This window comes from Schaalia cardiffensis (genome assembly GCF_016405145.1).
Taxonomy (GTDB): domain Bacteria; phylum Actinomycetota; class Actinomycetes; order Actinomycetales; family Actinomycetaceae; genus Pauljensenia; species Pauljensenia cardiffensis.
The window spans coordinates 67,650-86,220 of the sequence record NZ_JAEKIA010000004.1 but is presented as its reverse complement, the minus strand read 5'-3'; the positions used below and the strand labels follow the sequence as shown (position 1 = coordinate 86,220).

General features: G+C 62.1%; 14 protein-coding genes. 1 reads left to right on the top strand and 13 read right to left on the bottom strand.

Annotated features, from left to right (window positions below):
- Positions 1-72: 72 nt before the first annotated feature.
- The 12 genes from JFX23_RS03425 to JFX23_RS03370 form a co-directional block, all read right to left on the bottom strand.
- Positions 73-615: an FMN-binding protein gene (locus JFX23_RS03425; protein WP_198775737.1), complete on the bottom strand. Its 543-nt coding sequence runs from the start codon at positions 613-615 to the stop codon at positions 73-75.
- Positions 612-1,355 (bottom strand): ABC transporter ATP-binding protein, encoded by a 744-nt coding sequence (locus JFX23_RS03420; protein WP_198775736.1) that lies wholly within the window; start codon positions 1,353-1,355, stop codon positions 612-614. Before JFX23_RS03420 ends, JFX23_RS03425 begins: the two co-directional genes overlap by 4 nt.
- Before the next feature lie 10 nt (positions 1,356-1,365).
- The gene (locus tag JFX23_RS03415) at positions 1,366-2,601 is read right to left on the bottom strand and encodes an ABC transporter permease (RefSeq protein ID WP_198775735.1); all 1,236 of its coding nucleotides are present in this window, start codon (positions 2,599-2,601) and stop codon (positions 1,366-1,368) included.
- A gap of 2 nt (positions 2,602-2,603) precedes the next feature.
- Positions 2,604-3,863, bottom strand: coding sequence for an ABC transporter permease (locus JFX23_RS03410; RefSeq protein WP_198775808.1), 1,260 nt, complete (start codon positions 3,861-3,863; stop codon positions 2,604-2,606).
- A gap of 58 nt (positions 3,864-3,921) precedes the next feature.
- The gene (locus tag JFX23_RS03405) at positions 3,922-5,184 is read right to left on the bottom strand and encodes a Fe-S-containing protein (RefSeq protein WP_198775734.1); all 1,263 of its coding nucleotides are present in this window, start codon (positions 5,182-5,184) and stop codon (positions 3,922-3,924) included.
- A 277-nt stretch (positions 5,185-5,461) separates the two neighbouring features.
- On the bottom strand, positions 5,462-6,091 hold the full coding sequence (locus JFX23_RS03400; protein ID WP_198775733.1) for an iron transporter: 630 nt from the start codon (positions 6,089-6,091) through the stop codon (positions 5,462-5,464).
- Positions 6,092-6,132: 41 nt separating this feature from the next.
- Positions 6,133-7,743 (bottom strand): FTR1 family iron permease, encoded by a 1,611-nt coding sequence (locus JFX23_RS03395; protein ID WP_198775732.1) that lies wholly within the window; start codon positions 7,741-7,743, stop codon positions 6,133-6,135.
- A gap of 380 nt (positions 7,744-8,123) precedes the next feature.
- Complete coding sequence (locus tag JFX23_RS03390) at positions 8,124-8,924, bottom strand: ABC transporter ATP-binding protein (protein WP_198775731.1); 801 nt, start codon at positions 8,922-8,924, stop codon at positions 8,124-8,126.
- Position 8,925: 1 nt separating this feature from the next.
- Positions 8,926-10,122, bottom strand: coding sequence for an ABC transporter permease (locus tag JFX23_RS03385; RefSeq protein ID WP_332874669.1), 1,197 nt, complete (start codon positions 10,120-10,122; stop codon positions 8,926-8,928).
- A 49-nt stretch (positions 10,123-10,171) separates the two neighbouring features.
- A complete protein-coding gene (locus JFX23_RS03380; RefSeq protein WP_198775729.1) occupies positions 10,172-11,365 on the bottom strand; it encodes an ABC transporter permease in 1,194 nt (397 codons plus the stop codon).
- Positions 11,362-12,219, bottom strand: coding sequence for a DUF6273 domain-containing protein (locus JFX23_RS03375; RefSeq protein WP_198775807.1), 858 nt, complete (start codon positions 12,217-12,219; stop codon positions 11,362-11,364). The genes JFX23_RS03380 and JFX23_RS03375 overlap by 4 nt, the downstream gene beginning before the upstream one ends.
- A 41-nt stretch (positions 12,220-12,260) precedes the next feature.
- Positions 12,261-12,767, bottom strand: a complete 507-nt coding sequence (locus JFX23_RS03370; RefSeq protein WP_005963344.1) for a DUF4418 family protein — start codon at positions 12,765-12,767, stop codon at positions 12,261-12,263.
- A 276-nt stretch (positions 12,768-13,043) separates the two neighbouring features.
- On the opposite strand from JFX23_RS03370, the gene JFX23_RS03365 reads away from it, so the two are divergent.
- Positions 13,044-14,702, top strand: a complete 1,659-nt coding sequence (locus JFX23_RS03365) for an L-lactate permease (protein WP_005963342.1) — start codon at positions 13,044-13,046, stop codon at positions 14,700-14,702.
- Between the two features lie 522 nt (positions 14,703-15,224).
- Here JFX23_RS03365 and ppdK read toward each other — a convergent pair.
- Complete coding sequence (gene ppdK / locus JFX23_RS03360) at positions 15,225-17,933, bottom strand: pyruvate, phosphate dikinase (protein WP_198775728.1); 2,709 nt, start codon at positions 17,931-17,933, stop codon at positions 15,225-15,227.
- Positions 17,934-18,571 lie beyond the last annotated feature (638 nt).

The window sequence follows — 18,571 nt, the reverse complement described above, 5'->3', positions numbered from 1 at the left end:
CGGGCAGGGAAAGGCGCCAGGGCGCCACTGCCCCCGTCTCGGGCACACCGACTTCAACGAGGGGCCCACCCACTACTGGCCGGTCCCGCCCAAATCCTTGTCGAGCTCAGAGCCTCCGACTTTCGTGGAATCCTCCAAGCCGGGGATCTCAATGCCATCGACTCCTGAAGCTTCCACTCCTTGAGCTGCGGAAATGGCACGGATCGCGGCCTGCATGAATTGACTGTGAGCGACTGTTGCACCAGAGATGACATCAACCTTGGTGGGGTCGTCCTTATCGGTGAGTTCTTGAGAGTAGCGGGCGAAGGAGTCAACGGCCCTTTGGGCGCGTGCGTAATACTCCTCGTTGAAGACTTGACCGGAGGAGTCCTTCCCGTAGTTTCTTCCCTTGTCCGAACCATCGGCCTGTTTCGTCTCATAGATCGTGTTCGTGATGTCACCGTTTTCAACGACGATCGTGATGATGCCGATCGCTCCCTGATCATCCGGATTCGACTGGCCTTTCCACACCCCGTCCTTCATCGGCAGGCTCATGTCGATGTCGTAGGTGGGTTGGCATGCGGCGAGCAGCATCGCGCCAAGACCAAGGGCTGCGGCTCCGATCTGTCTTTTCATGCGAGGCTCACCTTGTCCTTGCCGGTGCCAATCGGGCGGTTTCCCTTTTCGAGGTCGTGATCGTGCCAGGTTTCTTTGAGGACCCGCCCGTGGTCGAGGGCGATCTCTCGCTGGCCCTGGCTGGCGACGAGGGCGTCGTGGGTGACGACCATGAGGGTCGTGCCTTCCTTGTGGAGCTGTCCGAAGAGGTCGAGGACGATCCCCTCATTCGTTTCATCGAGGTTACCGGTCGGCTCGTCGGCGAGGATGAGCTTCGGGTAGTTGATGAGGGCGCGAGCCACGCACACCCTCTGTTGTTCTCCGCCGGAGAGCTGTCGGGGCAGGTGGGTCGCGCGGTCGGCGAGTCCAACACGGTCGAGAGCCTCCATAGCTTCTTTCTCATCGGGCATCGAGTGGTAGTACTGGGCGACCATGATGTTCTCCAGGGCCGTGAGGTGCCCGATGAGGTGGAACTGCTGGAAAACCAGGCCGATCGTGGAGCGGCGGATCTCGGTGAGCTCATCGCCGGTGAGATCGGAGATGTCGTGCCCGTCGAGGAGGACCTTTCCCCTTGAGGGGGTGTCCATGCAGCCGACGATGTTCATGAGGGTCGTCTTGCCCGAGCCGGAGGGGCCGACGATTGAGACCCATTGTCCGGCCGGGACCTGCAGGGACACATTGTCGAGGGCGTGCAATTCACCGTAGATCTTGGAGACCCCTTCGAGGTCGAGCAGGGGCGGGGCGGTCTTCTCTTCAGTCATGCTGGTTCCTTCATTCTCCGCGCAGGACGAGGGCGGGGTCGACGGCGGCGGCGCGACGCACCGGCGGCAGGCAGGCGAGGACGGCGATCGCGAGCGAGGCGAGAACCGTGATGAGGGCGATGAGTGGGGACAAGGAGAAGCTCCTGTGGAAGACGTTGAGGCTGATGGCCACAGCGAGACCATATCCGAGGGCGACTCCGAGGACACCTCCGATGAGCCCGAGGAGCAGGCTTTCACCGATGAACTCCATGGTGATGGAGCGCGAGGAGGCGCCGAGTGCTTTACGAAGCCCGATCTCGGTGCGCCTCTCGGCGACGATGGCGACCATTGTCGTCGATACGCCGATCATGGTGAGGGCGAGGACAATGCCGGTGATGATGGCGAGCAGGGAGCGCAGCATGCCGAGCACGCCGGAGTCTGATGTGGTGAGGCGTTTGACGGCCTGGGCGTTGACTGCGGGGACGCGCGTTTCAATGGTGTCGGCGAGGGCGTGGAGGGCTCCTGCTTCGATGGCGATGGAGTATTCGGCGATTGAGGGCGTGAAGCTGGCACCTGTGAAGGCGGACATGTCGGGCGCCGCCATGTACATGTAGGAGTCTTCGTTGCCTCCGGTTTTCAAGATCCCGGCGACGGTGAGTTCCAGGTTTGCCGTGGAAGAAGCTCCAGTGGAGGATGTTGTTCCTGCCTGCTGTGCCTCGCTCAGAGTCGGTGTTGACTGTGCCCCTTGGGATTCGCCCTCCGCCGAGTGTGCGCCCGTATTATCGCGCAGCGCAGCCACCTGGATCCGATCTCCCGGGTGTGCTCCGATCGTGTCGGCGATTTCTTCTCCGATGAGGACCTCATTGGGCTGGGAGGGCCACCCTCCCTCGACGTACCAGGAGGGATTCATCGCACGAACCGCTTGCAGGTCTGTCCCTGCGGAAACGAAAGGTTGATCGTTGACGAGCAGGGTCCGGTATTCGAAGACCGCTGAGCCCACGAGGGTCCCTGGGGTGATCAAGTCCGAGATGCTTTCGAGGGATTCTTCGCTCAAGGATGTGGCGTCCTCAGCGGGTGAGACGACGAGATTCGCCCCGTAGGAGCGCACTTCCCTTGCCATCTGCGCGGGAACGTCGATTGCGATTGTTGCCAGGCCCGAGAGGGTGGTCGCGCCAATAGCGACGGCGAGGACGGCGATGAGGACGCGGGAGCGCCTGCGCAGGATCGAGGAGGCGACCATCCTCCAAAACATTGTGCGACGACTCATGTTCACCTTCCATGGAGGACTTCAGCAGCGTTGAGCCGCAGCAGGTAGCGGATCGCCGGGATCGAGGCTCCGAGGACGACGAGGAGGACCAGCAGGATGACTAGGGCGAGGGCGACCGGCGCGATGGCGATCGGGGAGGCGAAGACCATGTGGCCGATGATCTGGGCTAGGCCAAGGCCTGCAGCGTATCCGAGTCCGCCGCCGAGCAGGCCGACGATCGTGATTTCGCTTAGGAAGAGGGCGATGATCGAGCGGTTCTTCGCGCCGACGGCTTTCATCAAACCGATCTCCGCTGATCGTTCCATGACGTTCGCGGTGACGAGGTTCGCGATGGCGAGGGCGGAGGCGATGAGGGAGAGGATCGTGACGAGAACCATGAGGAGCTGCGTCTTCGCGAGGATCGTCCCTTCAGATTCGGCGACTTGCCGGACTGGCCTGGCAACCGAATCGGTCATGACTTCTTCGATCTGGTAGGCGATGGAGGAGACGTAGGCCGTGCAGTACCAGGTTTCACGCTCCGAAACGGACAGGGATTGTGGGTTCTTCGCGGCTTTACGCGCGAGGTCATTGTCGGGAGTGGTCAAGGCCGAGACCTCAACTGAGCCGACGACTCCTGATTGTCCGAGGAGAGTCTGGGCGGTTTTCAGGGGAGCGTAGATACCCGAGTCGGCCTCGTCGCCCGATTCGTAGATCCCCTTCACCCTGAGCTCGACGCTGCTTCCACCTCGACTCAGGGTGAGGGTGTCGCCGGGCTTGAGGGAGTTGCGGGCCGCGTAGTCGGCTCCGAGCATGACTCCTGTGGGCTCAGCGTCTGTGGCCCACTCACCCTCGATCGTCCACCATCCGCGCAGTTTGTCGAGCCCTGTGTCCAGGCTCTCCCCCGTCGCGAGATCGAGGTGGTGGGCGAACCATGTGCCTGTGAGGGTGAGCTGCGTTCCTGTCGAGTCTGTGACTTCCACGGGCAGCAGGGGCGCGAAGTCGAGGATGTTATAGGTCCAGAAGATCGTTTTGATATTGCCGAGTTCGTCTTCGCGCAGGTGTGCTTGTTCGGGGCTTTCGGCCCCGTAGAGGTCGTTGAGGACGGCGGCACCTCGAGGGCGGACGACGATATTCGCGCCATAGGACTTGAGTTCTTGGTTGACTTTATCGCCGACGTCGAACATGACGGAGAGCATGGATGTGGCGACTGCGGTTCCAAGGGCGATGGTCACGGCGATAAGCAGATGCCGATTGCCCCGGCGCAGCAGCGCTCCTTTGAGCATTCTTATGAACACGTCGTCTCGCCCTTCGTTCCTGCGTTCACAGTGTGGTCTTCTCTGTTCATGCGAAGATGTCCGCGTTCGCTTCCAACACTGACAGTGGCACGCTCAGCGTCCCGTTGGATACCTCGTATTCGATGGGAATGGGGTTGCATCCGCCTTTGAAGCCGATGGTGGCGATGTTCATGGCGACCTCGCAGAGTTTGCAGATGATCTTCCCGTCCTTCTCGTAGTAGCCGCTCGCCCCGCAGATCTCGCAGGCGTCGAGGCCAACGCCGAAGGAGGAGCCCGCCTTTTGGATCACGATGAAACGGACTTCCACCCCGGAGGAGGTGGTGTAGGCGAAGCGGTGGAGGTGCCCGTCGGAAATGTCGGCGACGTTGATGACGGCGCTCTCGTTGTGGACGGAGTAGGACTCGGGTTCGGAGAGCTCAACCTCGGCAGAGCCGATGAGTACTCCGAGGGTGATGAGCAGGGCTCCGGCCAGGTATCCACCGGCCGCTGCGCCCGCGATGAGTTTCCACAGGCGCGCCCGGGCTTTCTTGAGGCGCTCTTGAGCGGGGTTGGCTCCTTCGAGGGGCATGAGGCGCCCCTCGTTCCACACGAGGAGAGCGAGGACGAGGAGGGCGCTCATTGCTGCGATCGGGAAGACCGCCTCGTGGTTGATGAGCCAGGACAAGACCTCGAATGCCTCATTCGACATGGAGATGACCCTTTGGGCCTGGAGGATGCGCACGATGAGCATGAGGTGCGTGAGCGCCAGGAGCACGAGGATCCAGTTCATCACCCAGCGGCGTCGCGAGAGGCTGAGGAGTTTGAAGGCGAGGGCACCAAGCAGGGCCGCGACCACCCATCCGAGGACGTAGCCGACGAAGATGAGGACCATCTGGGTTGAGAAGAGTTCACTGCCCGCGGGGAAGATCATGACGGCCTGAGCCATTGCCTGCGGGGCGCTGCGGAAGACCGCGAGGGCAAGGTATGCGCCGATGATGAGGCGGAGCGTGGATTCGAGACGGGGGGAGGGCCGGTCTTTTCGGCTCATGAGGCCCTGGAGGACCATGACTGCGATGGCGAGGCCGATCGCGAGGGGCAGGGTCCACAGGGCGACGCTCTGGCGGTTAACGGCTTTAGGGAAGAGGGTGTTGACGAGGGTGAGGATGAATGAGGCGATGATGCCCGTTCCCAGGCCGATGAGAATCACCCGTGTGCTGGCATTGCGTCCGCTGCGTCCTCGTCCTCGGCTCGGTATGAAGGGAAGGACAGCTCCTACGGCGAGTGCCGTGAGCAGCAAGGTGAGGGTGACAGTCCCCATTTGCACGATCACCGTTCAGTTTCCCCCTTCATGGTCGTGTGTTGAAGGCACACCCGAGTATCGGCGCGTGTCCTGATTCATGCCTCTGTTTCCCGAAGAACACGTTTGCCACAGTGCATTGTGTGTCGAAGGCGTGAGTGCGTGAACCTTCAGTGAGCATCCTTCAGTGCCCGAAATGAACGTCCTCAGGCACCAGAGTGAGTGTCTTTCAGCGCCCGAGTCGAGTCTGTTGGTCTTTTCTGGGCAAGCCAGTGGGCCGGAGAGACCTCCGGCCCACTGATCCGGTTGATCACCATTCGACGGCGCTGGGATCCCACTTCCAGTCCTTGAACTCCGCCGTGATCGGCTCGGTCCAGAAGCGTCCCTTCACACCGGTGGTCTCGTCGGTGTGGAGGAGCCAGCCGTTCTCCTCGGGCGAGTGCACGATGAACTGCACCGTGTAGGTGCCCGCGTCGAGCTTGGGGAGGTTGAGGCCGTAGTGCGGGCCGTCGGAGGCGTTCATCGGCATGAAGGTGCCTTCAAGGACGGCCTTGCCGTCGGCGCCGAGGATCTTGTACTCGACGGTCAGGCCGGGGATGAAGTCGCCGACGCCGTAGCCGAGGTCGTTGCCCTCGAGCGCGGAGATATCGGCTTCGATGTGCATTGACGCATCTTTGGCGGGAGTCTGAATCTGGGGCTCCATGTCGACGGGCTGGAAGTAGACGCCCGAGATCTTCAGGGGGCCGGAGAACACGTCATCGCCGAGGGGGAACTCGTCGAAGCCTGCGTCTTCACCGGGGGCGGTGCCTTCTTCGGAAGTGGACTCCGTGACAGAGGGGGCGGGCTTCGAGGAGTCGGAGGAGGAGGAGCAGGCGGCAAGGCCAGTCATCAGGGCGAGGGCTGCAACAGCCGCGCCGATACGGGTGAGTGAGCGCTTCATGAATCTATCTCCATGTCGATGTCGGATGGGATGTCGGCTCGTCATTTTGCGGCGAGGGCGCCGCTGCGGCGCTTCCTGCCCCACAGATAGAGACCGACGATTACAACGAGAACCAGTGCCTGGCCGGAGAGGTTCTCCACTCGGGGGTAGATCCCCAAGAGGTCAATGGTCGGGAAGCCTTGAATGTACGTCAGCGGCAAGACGTCGGCTTCCTGGAGTTCTTTGATCCCAGATCCCGTGAAGGTCACGGCCATGAGGGCCAAGAGGATTGAGGTCACGGTGAAGAAGGGGCGCAAAGGGATGCGCAGGGCTGCGAATTGGATGAGCAGGTAGACGACGAGGAGGATGAGGACTCCCACGCCCAGTCCGATCCACACGTGCGTGAGGGAGTCTTGAGCATTCGAGATGATCGGCACGTAGAAGAGGATCGTCTCTGCTCCTTCACGCAAGACCGCGAGGAAGGCGATGAAGGTCAGGCCCAGGAGTGATCCTCTCGTCAAAGAGGCGTCCGTCTGGTCCTTGATGTAGCGGTCCCAAGCTTCATTGCTGGATTTGGAAACCATCCAGTTCGACACCCAGATGAGCATGGCGACCGCGAAGAGTGCTGCGAGGCCTTCGAGGAGTTCCTGGTTCGCGCCTGCGAGGTTCGCGAAAGCAGAGAAGAGGACAGCAAGGAGCACGGAGGCGACGAGGGCGAGGACGACGCCGATCCACACGACCTTCGCCTTGTCCTTGTGTCCGGCTTTGGTGAGGTAGGCGAGGATAGCGGCAACGACGAGGATCGCTTCCATGCCTTCACGCAAGATGACGAGTAGGGAGGGAAGGAAGCCGGAGAGCCAGGGGCTGGTCGCTGAGCTCGCACTGGTGTATCCGTCGAGACTGTTGGCATCTTCGCGCAGGTAGTTCTTCAATGCGCTCGTGTGTTGGGCGACTCCCGCATCGTCATGTTCGTTCATGGTCCTCTTCACGAGGGAGAACTCCATCTCCACCGTGGAGACCCTTTCACCGGAGATACGGGCCATGACCTGCTTTTCAAAGCCGAGAGTCTCATAGCGCCGGTAGTAGGCGGTGTTCACCAGATCCTTACCGGCCTCGATATCACCGGCAAGGTAGGCGGCCTGCGCATCATCGAGGATCTGGCCCATCTCCTTGGCGACCTGTCCCCAAGGGCCTGGACTGTAGTCATCGGATGCGCCATCCGAGGAGCCTTTGCCGTCGAGGGTGGCGGCGTCTTCGCGCAGGTAGTTCTTCAATGCGCTCGTGTGTTGGGCGACTCCCGCATCGTCATGTTCGTTCATGGCCCTCTTCACCAGGGAGAACTCCATCTCCACCGTAGAGACCCTCTCACCGGAGATGCGGGCCATGACCTGCTTTTCAAAGCCGAGAGTCTCATAGCGCCGGTAGTAGGCCGTGTTCACCAGATCCTTACCGGCCTCAATATCACCGGCGAGGTAGGCGGTCTGAGCATCATCGAGGATTTGGCTCATTTCTTCGGCAACTTGCTCCCAGGAGTCGGCGTCAGCGGCGCGGGCGGGAGCAGGCAGGAGGATGAGGGCAAGGAGTGCGAGGAGGACACAGGCTTGTATCCAGGTGGTGATTCGCCAGGTGGTGTTCCGCTGTGAGTGCTCCTTCGAGGCTGTCTTCGCTGCCACCCGTTGTTCCCCTTCGTGTCTTGAGCCGCATGGGGCGGCTCTTTGCGTGTACGACGCATGGGATGCGCCGAGCAACGCTTAGTCTAACCAGAATTGCATAAGGTGCCAATTACCTATTTAAGGCTTGCCTCATTAGCGCTGGTGAAAGAGGATGTGAATGCTCGAGCAAGGTTTCTTCCGAGCCTTGAACACCGCGCCTTGGCTGGAGCATTCTCAGGGGTTCACTCAGACTGACACCCCAACTCAAGTCAGCACGGTGTGAGAGCTCAGGCAGCCACCGGCCCTGACTCAGGGTGCACCACACTTTGCCCAGTCCAGACACTGACAGACACGCCTCTTTCCTCGCCGACGCCCCCTTACACAGGCTCCAGCACGCGCTCTCAATGCACCCTTCCCCTGGCCAGCCCTCCCGGCCCTTGCCCGGGCAGACAAGGTCCCCCTGATCTAGAGGCCAACACGCGCCCTCGATGCGCCTCCCTCTGCCCGAGTTCAGTCCTTCTCCTGCCGCCCCCGTCCTCACGCAAACATCCCTTGACCATATGAAGCACCCGATCGGCAAAGCGCGTCGCCTCCTCCTCGTGGGTCGCAACCACGACCGCCCTACCTTCGTCCGCCGCACGGCGCAGCATCTCAAGCACCATCACAGCGTTCTCTTCATCAAGGCCCGCAGTCGGCTCATCGGCAAGGACCACTTTCGGGTCCATCATCAGTGCCCGCGCCACCCCCATGCGCCGCAATTCCCCGCCCGATAACTCGCTCGGGGACGCATCCGCAAGCGCCGACATGCCCACCGCTTCAAGGAGCTCCAAGCCCCGCTCAGGTCCCACCGCCCCTTTCGTGGAAAGGACAGCAGGCAAGATGACGTTCTCCACGACGCTCAAGGAGCGAAGGGCCGCATGTCCTTGAGGAACCAGGCCGATCTTCTCATTGCGCAGACTCGACAGCTCCACCTCGGACAGGGAATACAGGTCCTCGCCATCGAGGAGGACCCGGCCCGCTGTAGGCGCGAGAACTCCGGCAAGCATTGACACCAAGGTGCTCTTACCGCTTCCCGAACGCCCCTTGAGGAGCACCAGCTCACCGCACTCGACCTGCAGGTCCACCGGCTCAACCGCAGTGAAGACCGCACCTGCCGCACGGCGAGTGAATTCCTTCGTCAATCCTTGGGCACTGATCGTCATCTCATTCCCCTTCCTTGAGTACAAGGGCCGCGTCCATCCTGTTCACACGCATCATCGACACCCACGAAGCCAACACCGCCGCAAGGAGGACCGCCGCGAGCGATTCCACGGCCAGCAGACCCATCTGGGGAGGCGAAGGCAGGATGAAGCCAATGCCGATGAGTTGAGTGACCAGGGTGCGAAAAGCTGCGAGCACCCCGCCGGCAAGAACAATCCCCGCTAGCCCGCCGACAAGGTCAATCAGGAGCGCCTCATGTACGACGAGGCGCCCCAACTGGGATCGACTCGCCCCCAGGGCTTTGAGGAGTGCGAACTCTTGCGCCCGCTCATGAAGCATCATCGTGAAAACGAGGACGGTCATGCCCGCTCCGAGCAGCCACACGAGGCCAATGAAGATACTGATGGTGCTAGAAACCCGATCAAGGGCGGTGGCGATCCCTTTCACCATGTTCTTCGCCGTTGCGACATTCACCCCCTCGACCTGTGCGCGGATCTGCTCTGCGACCGTTTCAATATCGGCGCCAGGCTCAACGGCGACCATCACGGAAGAGACCACCGCATCGGGGTCCAGATCTGGATACTTGTTGAGTTCCTTATCCACGGAGGCCTGGAGAAGGACCTTCGCCGTGTCAAAGTTCGTGTAAACAGCATTGTCGAGAGTGGAACCGGTCGGATCGAATTGGCCGACGACTCGCAGGTTCTCGCCGTAGATCCTAAAACTCCCCTCAGGGGGGACGGCGACATTGGCGCCAACAACGACATCCATCAGGCCGATGTCCGCTCCCCCAACGGAGTCGGCGATCCAGGGTTGGACGACGAAATCCGTTGAAGGGTCGAAAGCGACGACCTGGTAGCGGCCCGAACAGCAGCTCGACCTCGCCGATGCGAGGAAGATCTGCCCGGAAACCGCTTTCACCCCATCAATTGCCCCGACCTTTTGAACCGTGCTCTTGTCCATGTAGAAGTAGCCCGGCTCGGCCTCAATGAGGAAGCTCTGGGGATTGAACTCGTTCGCCGCGTCACTTGGGGTGACGACAATATCCGCCCCCAGGCGTGCTTCCACAGTATCGAGACCGCGGTGGATGCCATGAATGAGGACACTCCCGCCGAAAGTTGCGACCGCCATGAGTACGGCGAAGGCGAAGAGGAACGCACTGCGAGCCCCATAGGCCCGAAGATTGCGTCCGGGCAGCTTCATCAAGGACAGCAAAGAATCCCCTCTTTCATGAGCGCATCAACAGCTTTCACTAACGCATCAACAGCATCGACTCGTTGGCGGCGCGCATCACCTTCGACTGCGACCAGCGCGCGCTCGCCCACCCGGTGAATACGGTGATCGCACCTGCGAGTCCCGCCGAGGCGAGGATGCTCGAAGCGTCAAGGAATTCTCGATGCAGGAAGCTAAAGGATCCGAAGACGACGAAACAGGCGGCGAGCGCGACCCCTCCGAGAGCACCGATCAGGTGAATGAGGAGGGTCTCGCGCATGAAGAGGCGTGCAATGACACGATTCGAGGCGCCGATGATTCTCCAGACACTCATCTCTCGGCGCCGCTCATTCATCATGAGGGATTGAGCAACGCCGAGTGCGCCGAGAAGGAGGAGCCAGGTCACTGCGGTGACGACTCCGATCGCCCCGGATTGTTTCGTAAGGGAAGAGGATGTGGAGACGAGGCCGACATCGGAGTGGAGGGCCTCGACCCTTCGAACGTACAGGTTGATCCAATTCGTCACGGATTCCACTCGTTTCCCATCCGAGATTCTCAGCAGGGCCACCGAGTAGTCCCGCTTGGGATCAATGGAGGAATAGGTGTTGATCCCCATGGCCGAGGCGTCATCAATCACCTGTTGGAGGGATGTGAAAGGCACGAATACGGCGTTGTCGTACTCGGAGCCGCTGCGCTCAAGTCTGGAGTCGACCCGCCATTCTTTATTGAAAACGAAGGTTGTCCCAGCCTGCGTGACCGGGACATCAGCGCCGACTGCGACCGCGTCACTTGGGATCAGATGACGGGGGCCCTTGTCCAGCCAGGGGGCGACAACGAAGTCCGAAGCTGGGTCGAAGCCAACGATCCAGCGGACCTCACCCTCGCCACTCGCGTCCGATAAGTAAAGCTGGTAGGCGATGCGCTCGATCTCTTCATTGTCTTTGAGGCGCGCGAGGGTCGATCGTTCCTTGTGGTAGAGGACCGGGGTGCCGAGCATCTGCACACAGCTCTTGTCGAGGCTGCGAAATCCTGCCGAAGGGTAGACGAGGATATCCGCCCCGAGCCGGTCGCGCGCGAGCTCGAGTTCACCTTTCACCGATTGGACGAGGAGGAGCCCCATCATTGCGCTCAGAGCCTGAGCGAGGACGAGGACGAGGAGGATCGTTGAACGCAGCGGGTGGGCGCGAAGACTTTTGAAGGGAATGGCGCGAAGGGACAGGGGACCTCTGTTCATTGCTCTTCTCCCGCCGGATTCGTGTCGAGCCAGAGCGCAGGTCGTACCCCGTAGATCGCATCGACATTCGCCCCGGACACATGAGCTGCGCCTTTCCGGTCGATGAATTGCGCGGTGAAGTCATAGGTGCCGGGTGAGCGCAGCCACCAGTCGGCGTGCCCGTCCTCGTCGAGAGGTAACGCATCATCCGCAGCCTTCGCGCTCAGGAGGGCTTTGCCGACGAGTTCATGCTCAAGGGGGTCGGCGATGTAGATTGCGGCCTCGGTTTCGCTCAATGCGAAGACTCGGTCTTTCGTTGCGGGCCCACCCGTGGTGCCGGTTTTTGTTTGCGCGGCGTTTGGCACTTCGACCGTGGGGATGAGGGATCGTTCCAGGTCGGTGAAGGCCGTGTTGAGGAACTCCATGTTCATCCATTGACGCAGATCGGAGTCTTGCCAAGTGATCGGCTCGAAGGGGACGGGGTGGTAGGGGCGAGCCTCAAGGCTGTCGAGGCTGAGAAGAAGGAGGCGTCCGTCGAGCTTGTCGAGGACGATCCAGCGGATCGGCTCCGGGCCGTTGCTGTCCTTACCGTCTTGTTCATAGGAGCCGAAGTCGACAAGGCTCCCTTTGGTGGCAACACGGTAGGGAAGGGCCGGGTTGGCGTTGAGCATCGCGCGCAAGTGTTCTTCAGCCTCCGCGTATCCTCCGAGCGCTGCGAAGGCCTCGTAGGCGCGCTCGTCTTCACCGGATTGTTCGAGGCGGAGAGCCTCCTGGTAGGACACCGCCATTCGGTGCTCGCGCCAGATGAGGAAAGCACCTACGACAATGAGGGCGAGAACGATAGTTGCAGCGAGTGCGCGCCTCGTCTTCCTCATTCGGGGCGCGCTTGCACGCTTCGGGACTCGCACATCATCACCTAGGCGCGAATCTCTTTCTTCGTATCCCGCGCGTTTGTATCCGTGCTGGCCGTTCCAGCTTCGACTGTGTCCACTTGAGCGGCTTCCGCCTGGGGTGCGCCCGTCTTCTTCATCTTCAGCGAATCGACAAGAGCACCGATTCCTGTGGCGGCGATGAGGACCGTCATCACCCGTGTGAAGGGCTGGAAGACCGTGTAGCAGCGCATTGTCTTCATCATGCACATGGGGCAGATGCCACCGGGAATGAAGAAGACGAAGAGGGAGGCGATGACGGCGAGGGCCTGCAGCGCAATCCTCGTGGGCTTGTTCTTGATCGCAGCGGAGGCACCGAAGAGGGCGACAAGGCCGATACCCCCTGCGACGACCGTGTTTTGACACTGGTGGCAGTTCATCCAGGTGCCGTCCTCACGACGGGCACAGGCGGAGAAGACTGTGGCCGCTCCGACGCTGAGGGCGAGACTGAGGAGGGCGGGAGCAAGGGGGACGGCCAGTTTTGTCTTTGACATGAGAGGACTTGCGCTCCTGTGGACGGGTTTCTATTCAGGCTGACCAGATATAGTTAAGTCTCGCCTTACCTAATTGTCAAAATCTCATGGCGCGGTTCCTCGAAAGACTTGGGATCACTCGGGCTGGAATGCGAAGATACTCCTCGGAGGGCGGAGCGCAGCTTTGTCAGGCATTGACGCCGACGAGCACACCCATTCGATTCGTTCACCCGATGAGGACGGGATCGGACCATCGCTCCCCGCCCGCTTCGCTGACACCGACACGAGGAGATCTCAGTGCTCACAACCGCGTTTACACCATCGACCACAGCCATTGCAGGCTCTCTTCCCCTCACCGCTATAGCGGCACTCCTCCCCCTCGCGGTCTTCTTCATCATGCTCGGCGTCTTCAAGATCGCCACCCACTGGTGCGCCATCGGCTCCCTCGCCATTGCGATCGTCATCGCCGCCTTCGGCTTCCACATGCCCCTCGGACTCGCCGCACTCTCAGCGGCGCAGGGCGCTGCTTTCGGCCTGCTTGTCATCTGCTACATCGTCGTTGCCGCGGTATGGCTCTACAACCTCTCCGAGGTCTCCGGGCGCGGCGATGATGTTCGCGCCGTCTTCTCCGCTGTCGGCAAGGGCGATATCCGCATTCAGGCGCTCCTCATCGCGACCGCGTTCTGCGCGCTCATGGAAGGCCTTGCGGGCTTCGGTGCTCCGGTCGCCATCACCTGCGCGATGCTCCTTGCCCTCGGATTGAAACCCCTCAAAGCCGCCCTCGTCACCATGGTTGCGAACTCCCTGCACGTCGCATTCGGCGCAATGGCGATCCCGATGATCACCACCGCCAAACTCGGCGGCTCTGAGGCCACCCTCCTGACCCAGACCGGCTCTCGCATCACCCCGCTCTTCCTCATCTGGCTCCCCTTCGTGCTCCTCGCAATGCTCGACGGCAAGCGCGGCGTCAAGCAACTCTGGCCCGTTGCCCTCACCGCCGGTATCGGCATGGCAGTCGGCCACTTCGTCACCGCACACTTCATTTCCTACGAGCTCACCGCCGTCGTCGGTGCCCTCCTCGCCTTCGTTCTCATCGCAGGCCTGCTCAGCTTCTGGTCGCCGACCACTCCCGAGGAAGAACGTTCCGCCGTGGTCACGGAGAAACTCGGAGCTGGACGTATCACCCTGGCTCTTCTCCCCTACTGGTTCGTCGTCATCGTCTTCGCCGTTGCGAAGCTGTGGAAGTTCGGCGTCGATGTTCCCGCAGCACTGAAGACGACTGATCTCAAGATCCCCTGGCCCGGCCTCGACGGAAACCTGCTCACCGCCTCAGGAGAAGTGTCGAAGGAGACGATCCTGTCGATTTCCACGCTCGCTTCGCCCGGCACGATGCTCGTCTTCGCTTCGCTCGTCGTCACCATCGTCTACTCGTTGAGCGACTCGAACGGGCGCTTCCCCTTCTCCATCAGCAAGGGCATCGCGACCCTCGGCTCGACCGTTATGGGACTGAAGATGGCGATCCTGACAATCAGCGCCGTCATGGCCCTCGCCTACGCGATGAACTTCTCCGGGCAGACCGTCGCGATCGGCACCGCCCTCGCCGGGACCGGCGCCGCCTTCGCATTCTTCGCCCCGATCCTCGGCTGGATCGGCACAGCGGTCACCGGATCGGCGACCTCCGCGGGCGCCCTGTTCGCGAGCCTGCATTCGACCGTCGCCGCCCAGACGGGGCTGAGCCCGCAACTCCTGCTCGCCGTCAATGAGATCGGTGGCGGCATCGGCAAGATTATCAGCCCGCAGAACCTCGCGATCGCGGCGACGGCCGTCAAGGAGGAGGGTCTTGAGCCCGAGCTGCTCCGCAAGGCAGCCCCCTACTCGGTGGGCTTGCTCCTGCTGCTGTCCATCATCACGGTTCTGGCGTCCATGGGGATCCTCGGTTTCCTCATCGCTAGCTGAGCGGAGCCGCCGACCTAGGCGGGGACGCTACCTTATTGAGAGCGCTGTTTTGGCGGGCGCGCCGCCTGGGCGGACCGCCTGGGTGGGTGCGTGAGCTAGTCTGGCGCGCTGACCTCGGCGGACGCGGAACCCGGTCGGGCACGCCGCCTGATTCGAACGTTTACTTCGAAAGGAACACACGAATCCACATCGCCAGGGGAGGGGTGCCGAGCACTGACTCGGCACCCCTCCCGTCCTTCTGCGTTGTGCCACGTGTGCTCTCCCCGGGTGCCGCCTCAATCCGCACCGGCCTTACCGTCAATTCCAGCTTTTCCGGCACAAACACGCTCCATATGACAGGAGTAGGACGGAAAACCTGGAGCCCAGGGCACACCCCCACCAACCCCTCCACTCACACAAGACCACCAGGACACACCCTCTCAGCCCGCGTCTACACCCCAACGCCCGCACACCCCACACCTACAAAAGCGGAGCCCCTGCCCTCGTTCGAGGGCAGGGGCACCGGCGTTTCAGAGCGAAGACTCAGGACTCTTCGGTGAGGACCGCGGCGCGGCCAGCCTCGAGGCGGGCCACCGGCACGCGGAACGGTGAGCAGGACACGTAGTCCACACCGACCTCGTGGAAGAAGTGAATCGACGCAGGATCACCGCCGTGTTCGCCACAAACGCCGAGCTTGATCCCCGGCTTAGTCGAACGAGCACGGGTGACACCCTCACGAACAAGGGTGCCGACGCCGTGAACGTCAATCGACTCGAAGGGCGAGACGCCGAAGATTCCAGCCTCAAGGTACTGCGGGAAGAACACGCCCTCAACGTCGTCACGCGAGAAGCCCCAGACCGTCTGCGTCAGGTCGTTCGTCCCGAAGGAGAAGAAGTCAGCTTCCTCAGCGAGGTCCTCAGCGGTCATGGCCGCGCGGGGCAGTTCGATCATCGCGCCGATCGTCACACCCGACAGGTTGACGCCACGCGCCTCCTGCACTTCAGCGATGATCGCCTCGCCCTCTTCACGGATGAGCTGGAGCTCGCGGACCGAACCAACGAGGGGAACCATGATCTCCGGCTTCGGGTCAAGGCCCTTCGCGACGAGGTCGGCGGCGGCCTCGCACAGGGCGCGCATCTGCAGGGCGAAGAGACCAGGCAGGTAGATGCCGAGACGGACACCGCGCAGGCCAAGCATCGGGTTCTGCTCGTGGAAGCGACGAACCTCCATGAGCATGCGTTCATCGGCCGGATCCACCTCGCCGGTGGCCTTGGCGACTGCGACCTTGATTTCGAGCTCGGACAGGGCCGGCATGAACTCGTGGAGCGGCGGGTCGATGAGGCGAACCGTCATGGACTTGCCGTCCATGACCTCGAGCATTTCGAGGAAGTCCTGCCTTTGCAGCTTCTCAAGTTCAGCGAAAGCAGCTGTGCGCTCATCCGAGCCGGGAGCGGAGAGGATCGCGCGCTCGACGAGGGGACGACGCGAACCGAGGAACATGTGCTCAGTACGGCACAGGCCGATTCCTTCGGCACCGAATTCGATGGAGCGGCGTGAATCAGCCGGGGTGTCGGCGTTCGCGCGGACACGCAGGCGACGGACCTTGTCGGCGTGGGTGAGGATGAAGTCAACGGCCTTGACGAGCTCTTGGGTTCCTTCGTCGGCGCCCGCCGCAGCGAGGCCTGCTTCGAGGCCCTCCGCCAGGTAGGTGGTGACAGGAGAATCAGTCACGGGAACATCACCGGAGAAGATCTCACCGGTCTGGCCGTCAATGGCGATCGTGTCATCGGAGGTGAAGACGCGCCCATCGATCGTGACGGTGCGGGCTTCAGCGTTGATCTCGAGTGCTTCGGCGCCGCACACGCAGGTCTTGCCCATGCCTCGGGCGACGACGGCGGCGTGAGAGGTCTTGCCGCCGCGGGCTGTGAGGACGCCCTCGGCGACAACCATGCCGGGCAGGTCATCGGGGTTCGTTTCACGGCGAACGAGGACACACTTGACGCCCTTGGCGGAGAAGGCCTCAGCCTGCGCGTTGTCGAAGGCGATCTTGCCGACGGCGGCACCCGGGGAGGCGGCCATGCCTCGGGCGACGAATTCCTTGGAGGCCTTCTGGTCGAACTGGGGGAACATGAGCTGCGTGAGCTGGTCGCCGGTGACGCGAGCCAGAGCCTCGTCACGGGTGATGAGCTTTTCTTCGACGAGCTGGATGGCGATACGGAAAGCAGCGGCTGCGGTGCGCTTGCCGACGCGGGTCTGGAGCATCCAGAGTTTGCCGCGTTCGATCGTGAACTCAATGTCGCACATATCGCGGTAGTGTGTCTCGAGCTTGCGCATGATGCCGCGAAGCTTGTCGTAGGACGCCTTGTCGATGTCCTCGAGGTCAGCCAGGGAAAGGGTGTTGCGGATACCTGCGACGACGTCCTCACCCTGCGCGTTCTCCAGGTAGTCGCCGTACACGCCGGAGTGGCCCGAGGAGGGGTCGCGGGTGAAGCAGACACCCGTTCCCGAGCCCTCGCCCATGTTGCCGAAGACCATTGTGCAGATGTTGACGGCGGTGCCGAGGTCGTGGGGGATGCGCTCGCGACGGCGGTAGATGCGGGCGCGTTCGGTGTTCCATGAGCGGAAGACCGCTTCGATGGCCATGTCCATCTGGGCGCGAGGGTCTTGGGGGAAGTCCATGCCGTTTTGTTCGGACACGATCTTCTTGAAGGTGACGACGAGGCCCTTGAGGTCGTCGGCGGTGAGTTCGGTGTCGCCTTTAACGCCGCGTTCTGCTTTCAGGGAGTCGAGGGCGTCGGAGAAGAGGTCACCGTCAATGTCGAGGACGGTCTTGCCGAACATCTGGATGAGGCGGCGGTAGGAGTCCCAGGCGAAGCGCTCGTTGCCGGAGATTTTCGCGAGGCCGAGGACCGACTGGTCGTTGAGACCGATGTTGAGGACTGTTTCCATCATGCCGGGCATGGAGAATTTCGCGCCGGAGCGGACGGAAACGAGGAGCGGGTTGTCGGGGTCGCCGAGGGTGCGTTCCATTTGGTCTTCGACCCCGCGCAGTGCGGCGGTGACCTCGGTGGCGAGGGATTCGGGGACCACCGAATCTTTGAGGTAGGCGCGGCATGCCTCGGTCGTGATGGTGAATCCGGGGGGAACAGGAAGGCCGAGCTTCGTCATTTCGGCGAGGTTTGCTCCCTTGCCTCCGAGCAGGTCCTTCATGGACTTGTCGCCCTCGGAGAAGTCGTACACGTACTTGACCATTGAGGTCCTCAACTTCCGTAGTCGCGTGGGTCGGCCCTCCATCGGACCGCTAGGCGAAGGATAGCAAGAAAGGGACCTAAGTCACCACGTCCGTGCGAAGCTGCGTTTTGACGTATGTTCCAGTCGCGTTGTTTCAGGGTGCCGACGAGGCCGAGGTGGGTGCCGTCGTACAGGGGTGTATCGGCACAGCTTGCGTCTTTGCGTGTCACTCGAGTTTGAGGAGGGGCTGAGTCTGCGCAGCCCCGCACAAGGGGCGGCGGGTCGAGATCCCGAAGAAGCGCCTGAGCCAGTGCCGCCAAGCCCCGTACAGGGGGCGGTGGGAGGTGGGAAGGGGGAGGCGGGGAAGCAGAGGTAAACGAGGCAACACAGCCCCCATATAAAAGACGAAGGGCGGCTGGAGGGGAGAGGGAGACAAGGCAAGCGAGGCCCTCACAAGGGGCGCGTCGCCTGCGCTTGCAGCACCCGTGAAGCAATAGTTTCGAGCGGAAGGACGAGACAACACAGCCTCCGTACAAGGGGTGGCGAGAGGTGTGAAGGGGAAGGAGGCGAGAGAACTCAGCCCCACACAAGGAGCGGCGGGGGGGGGGGGGCGGGGGGGCGGCCCCCGCCGCGGGGGGAGGGGAGGGGGGCTTTTTTGT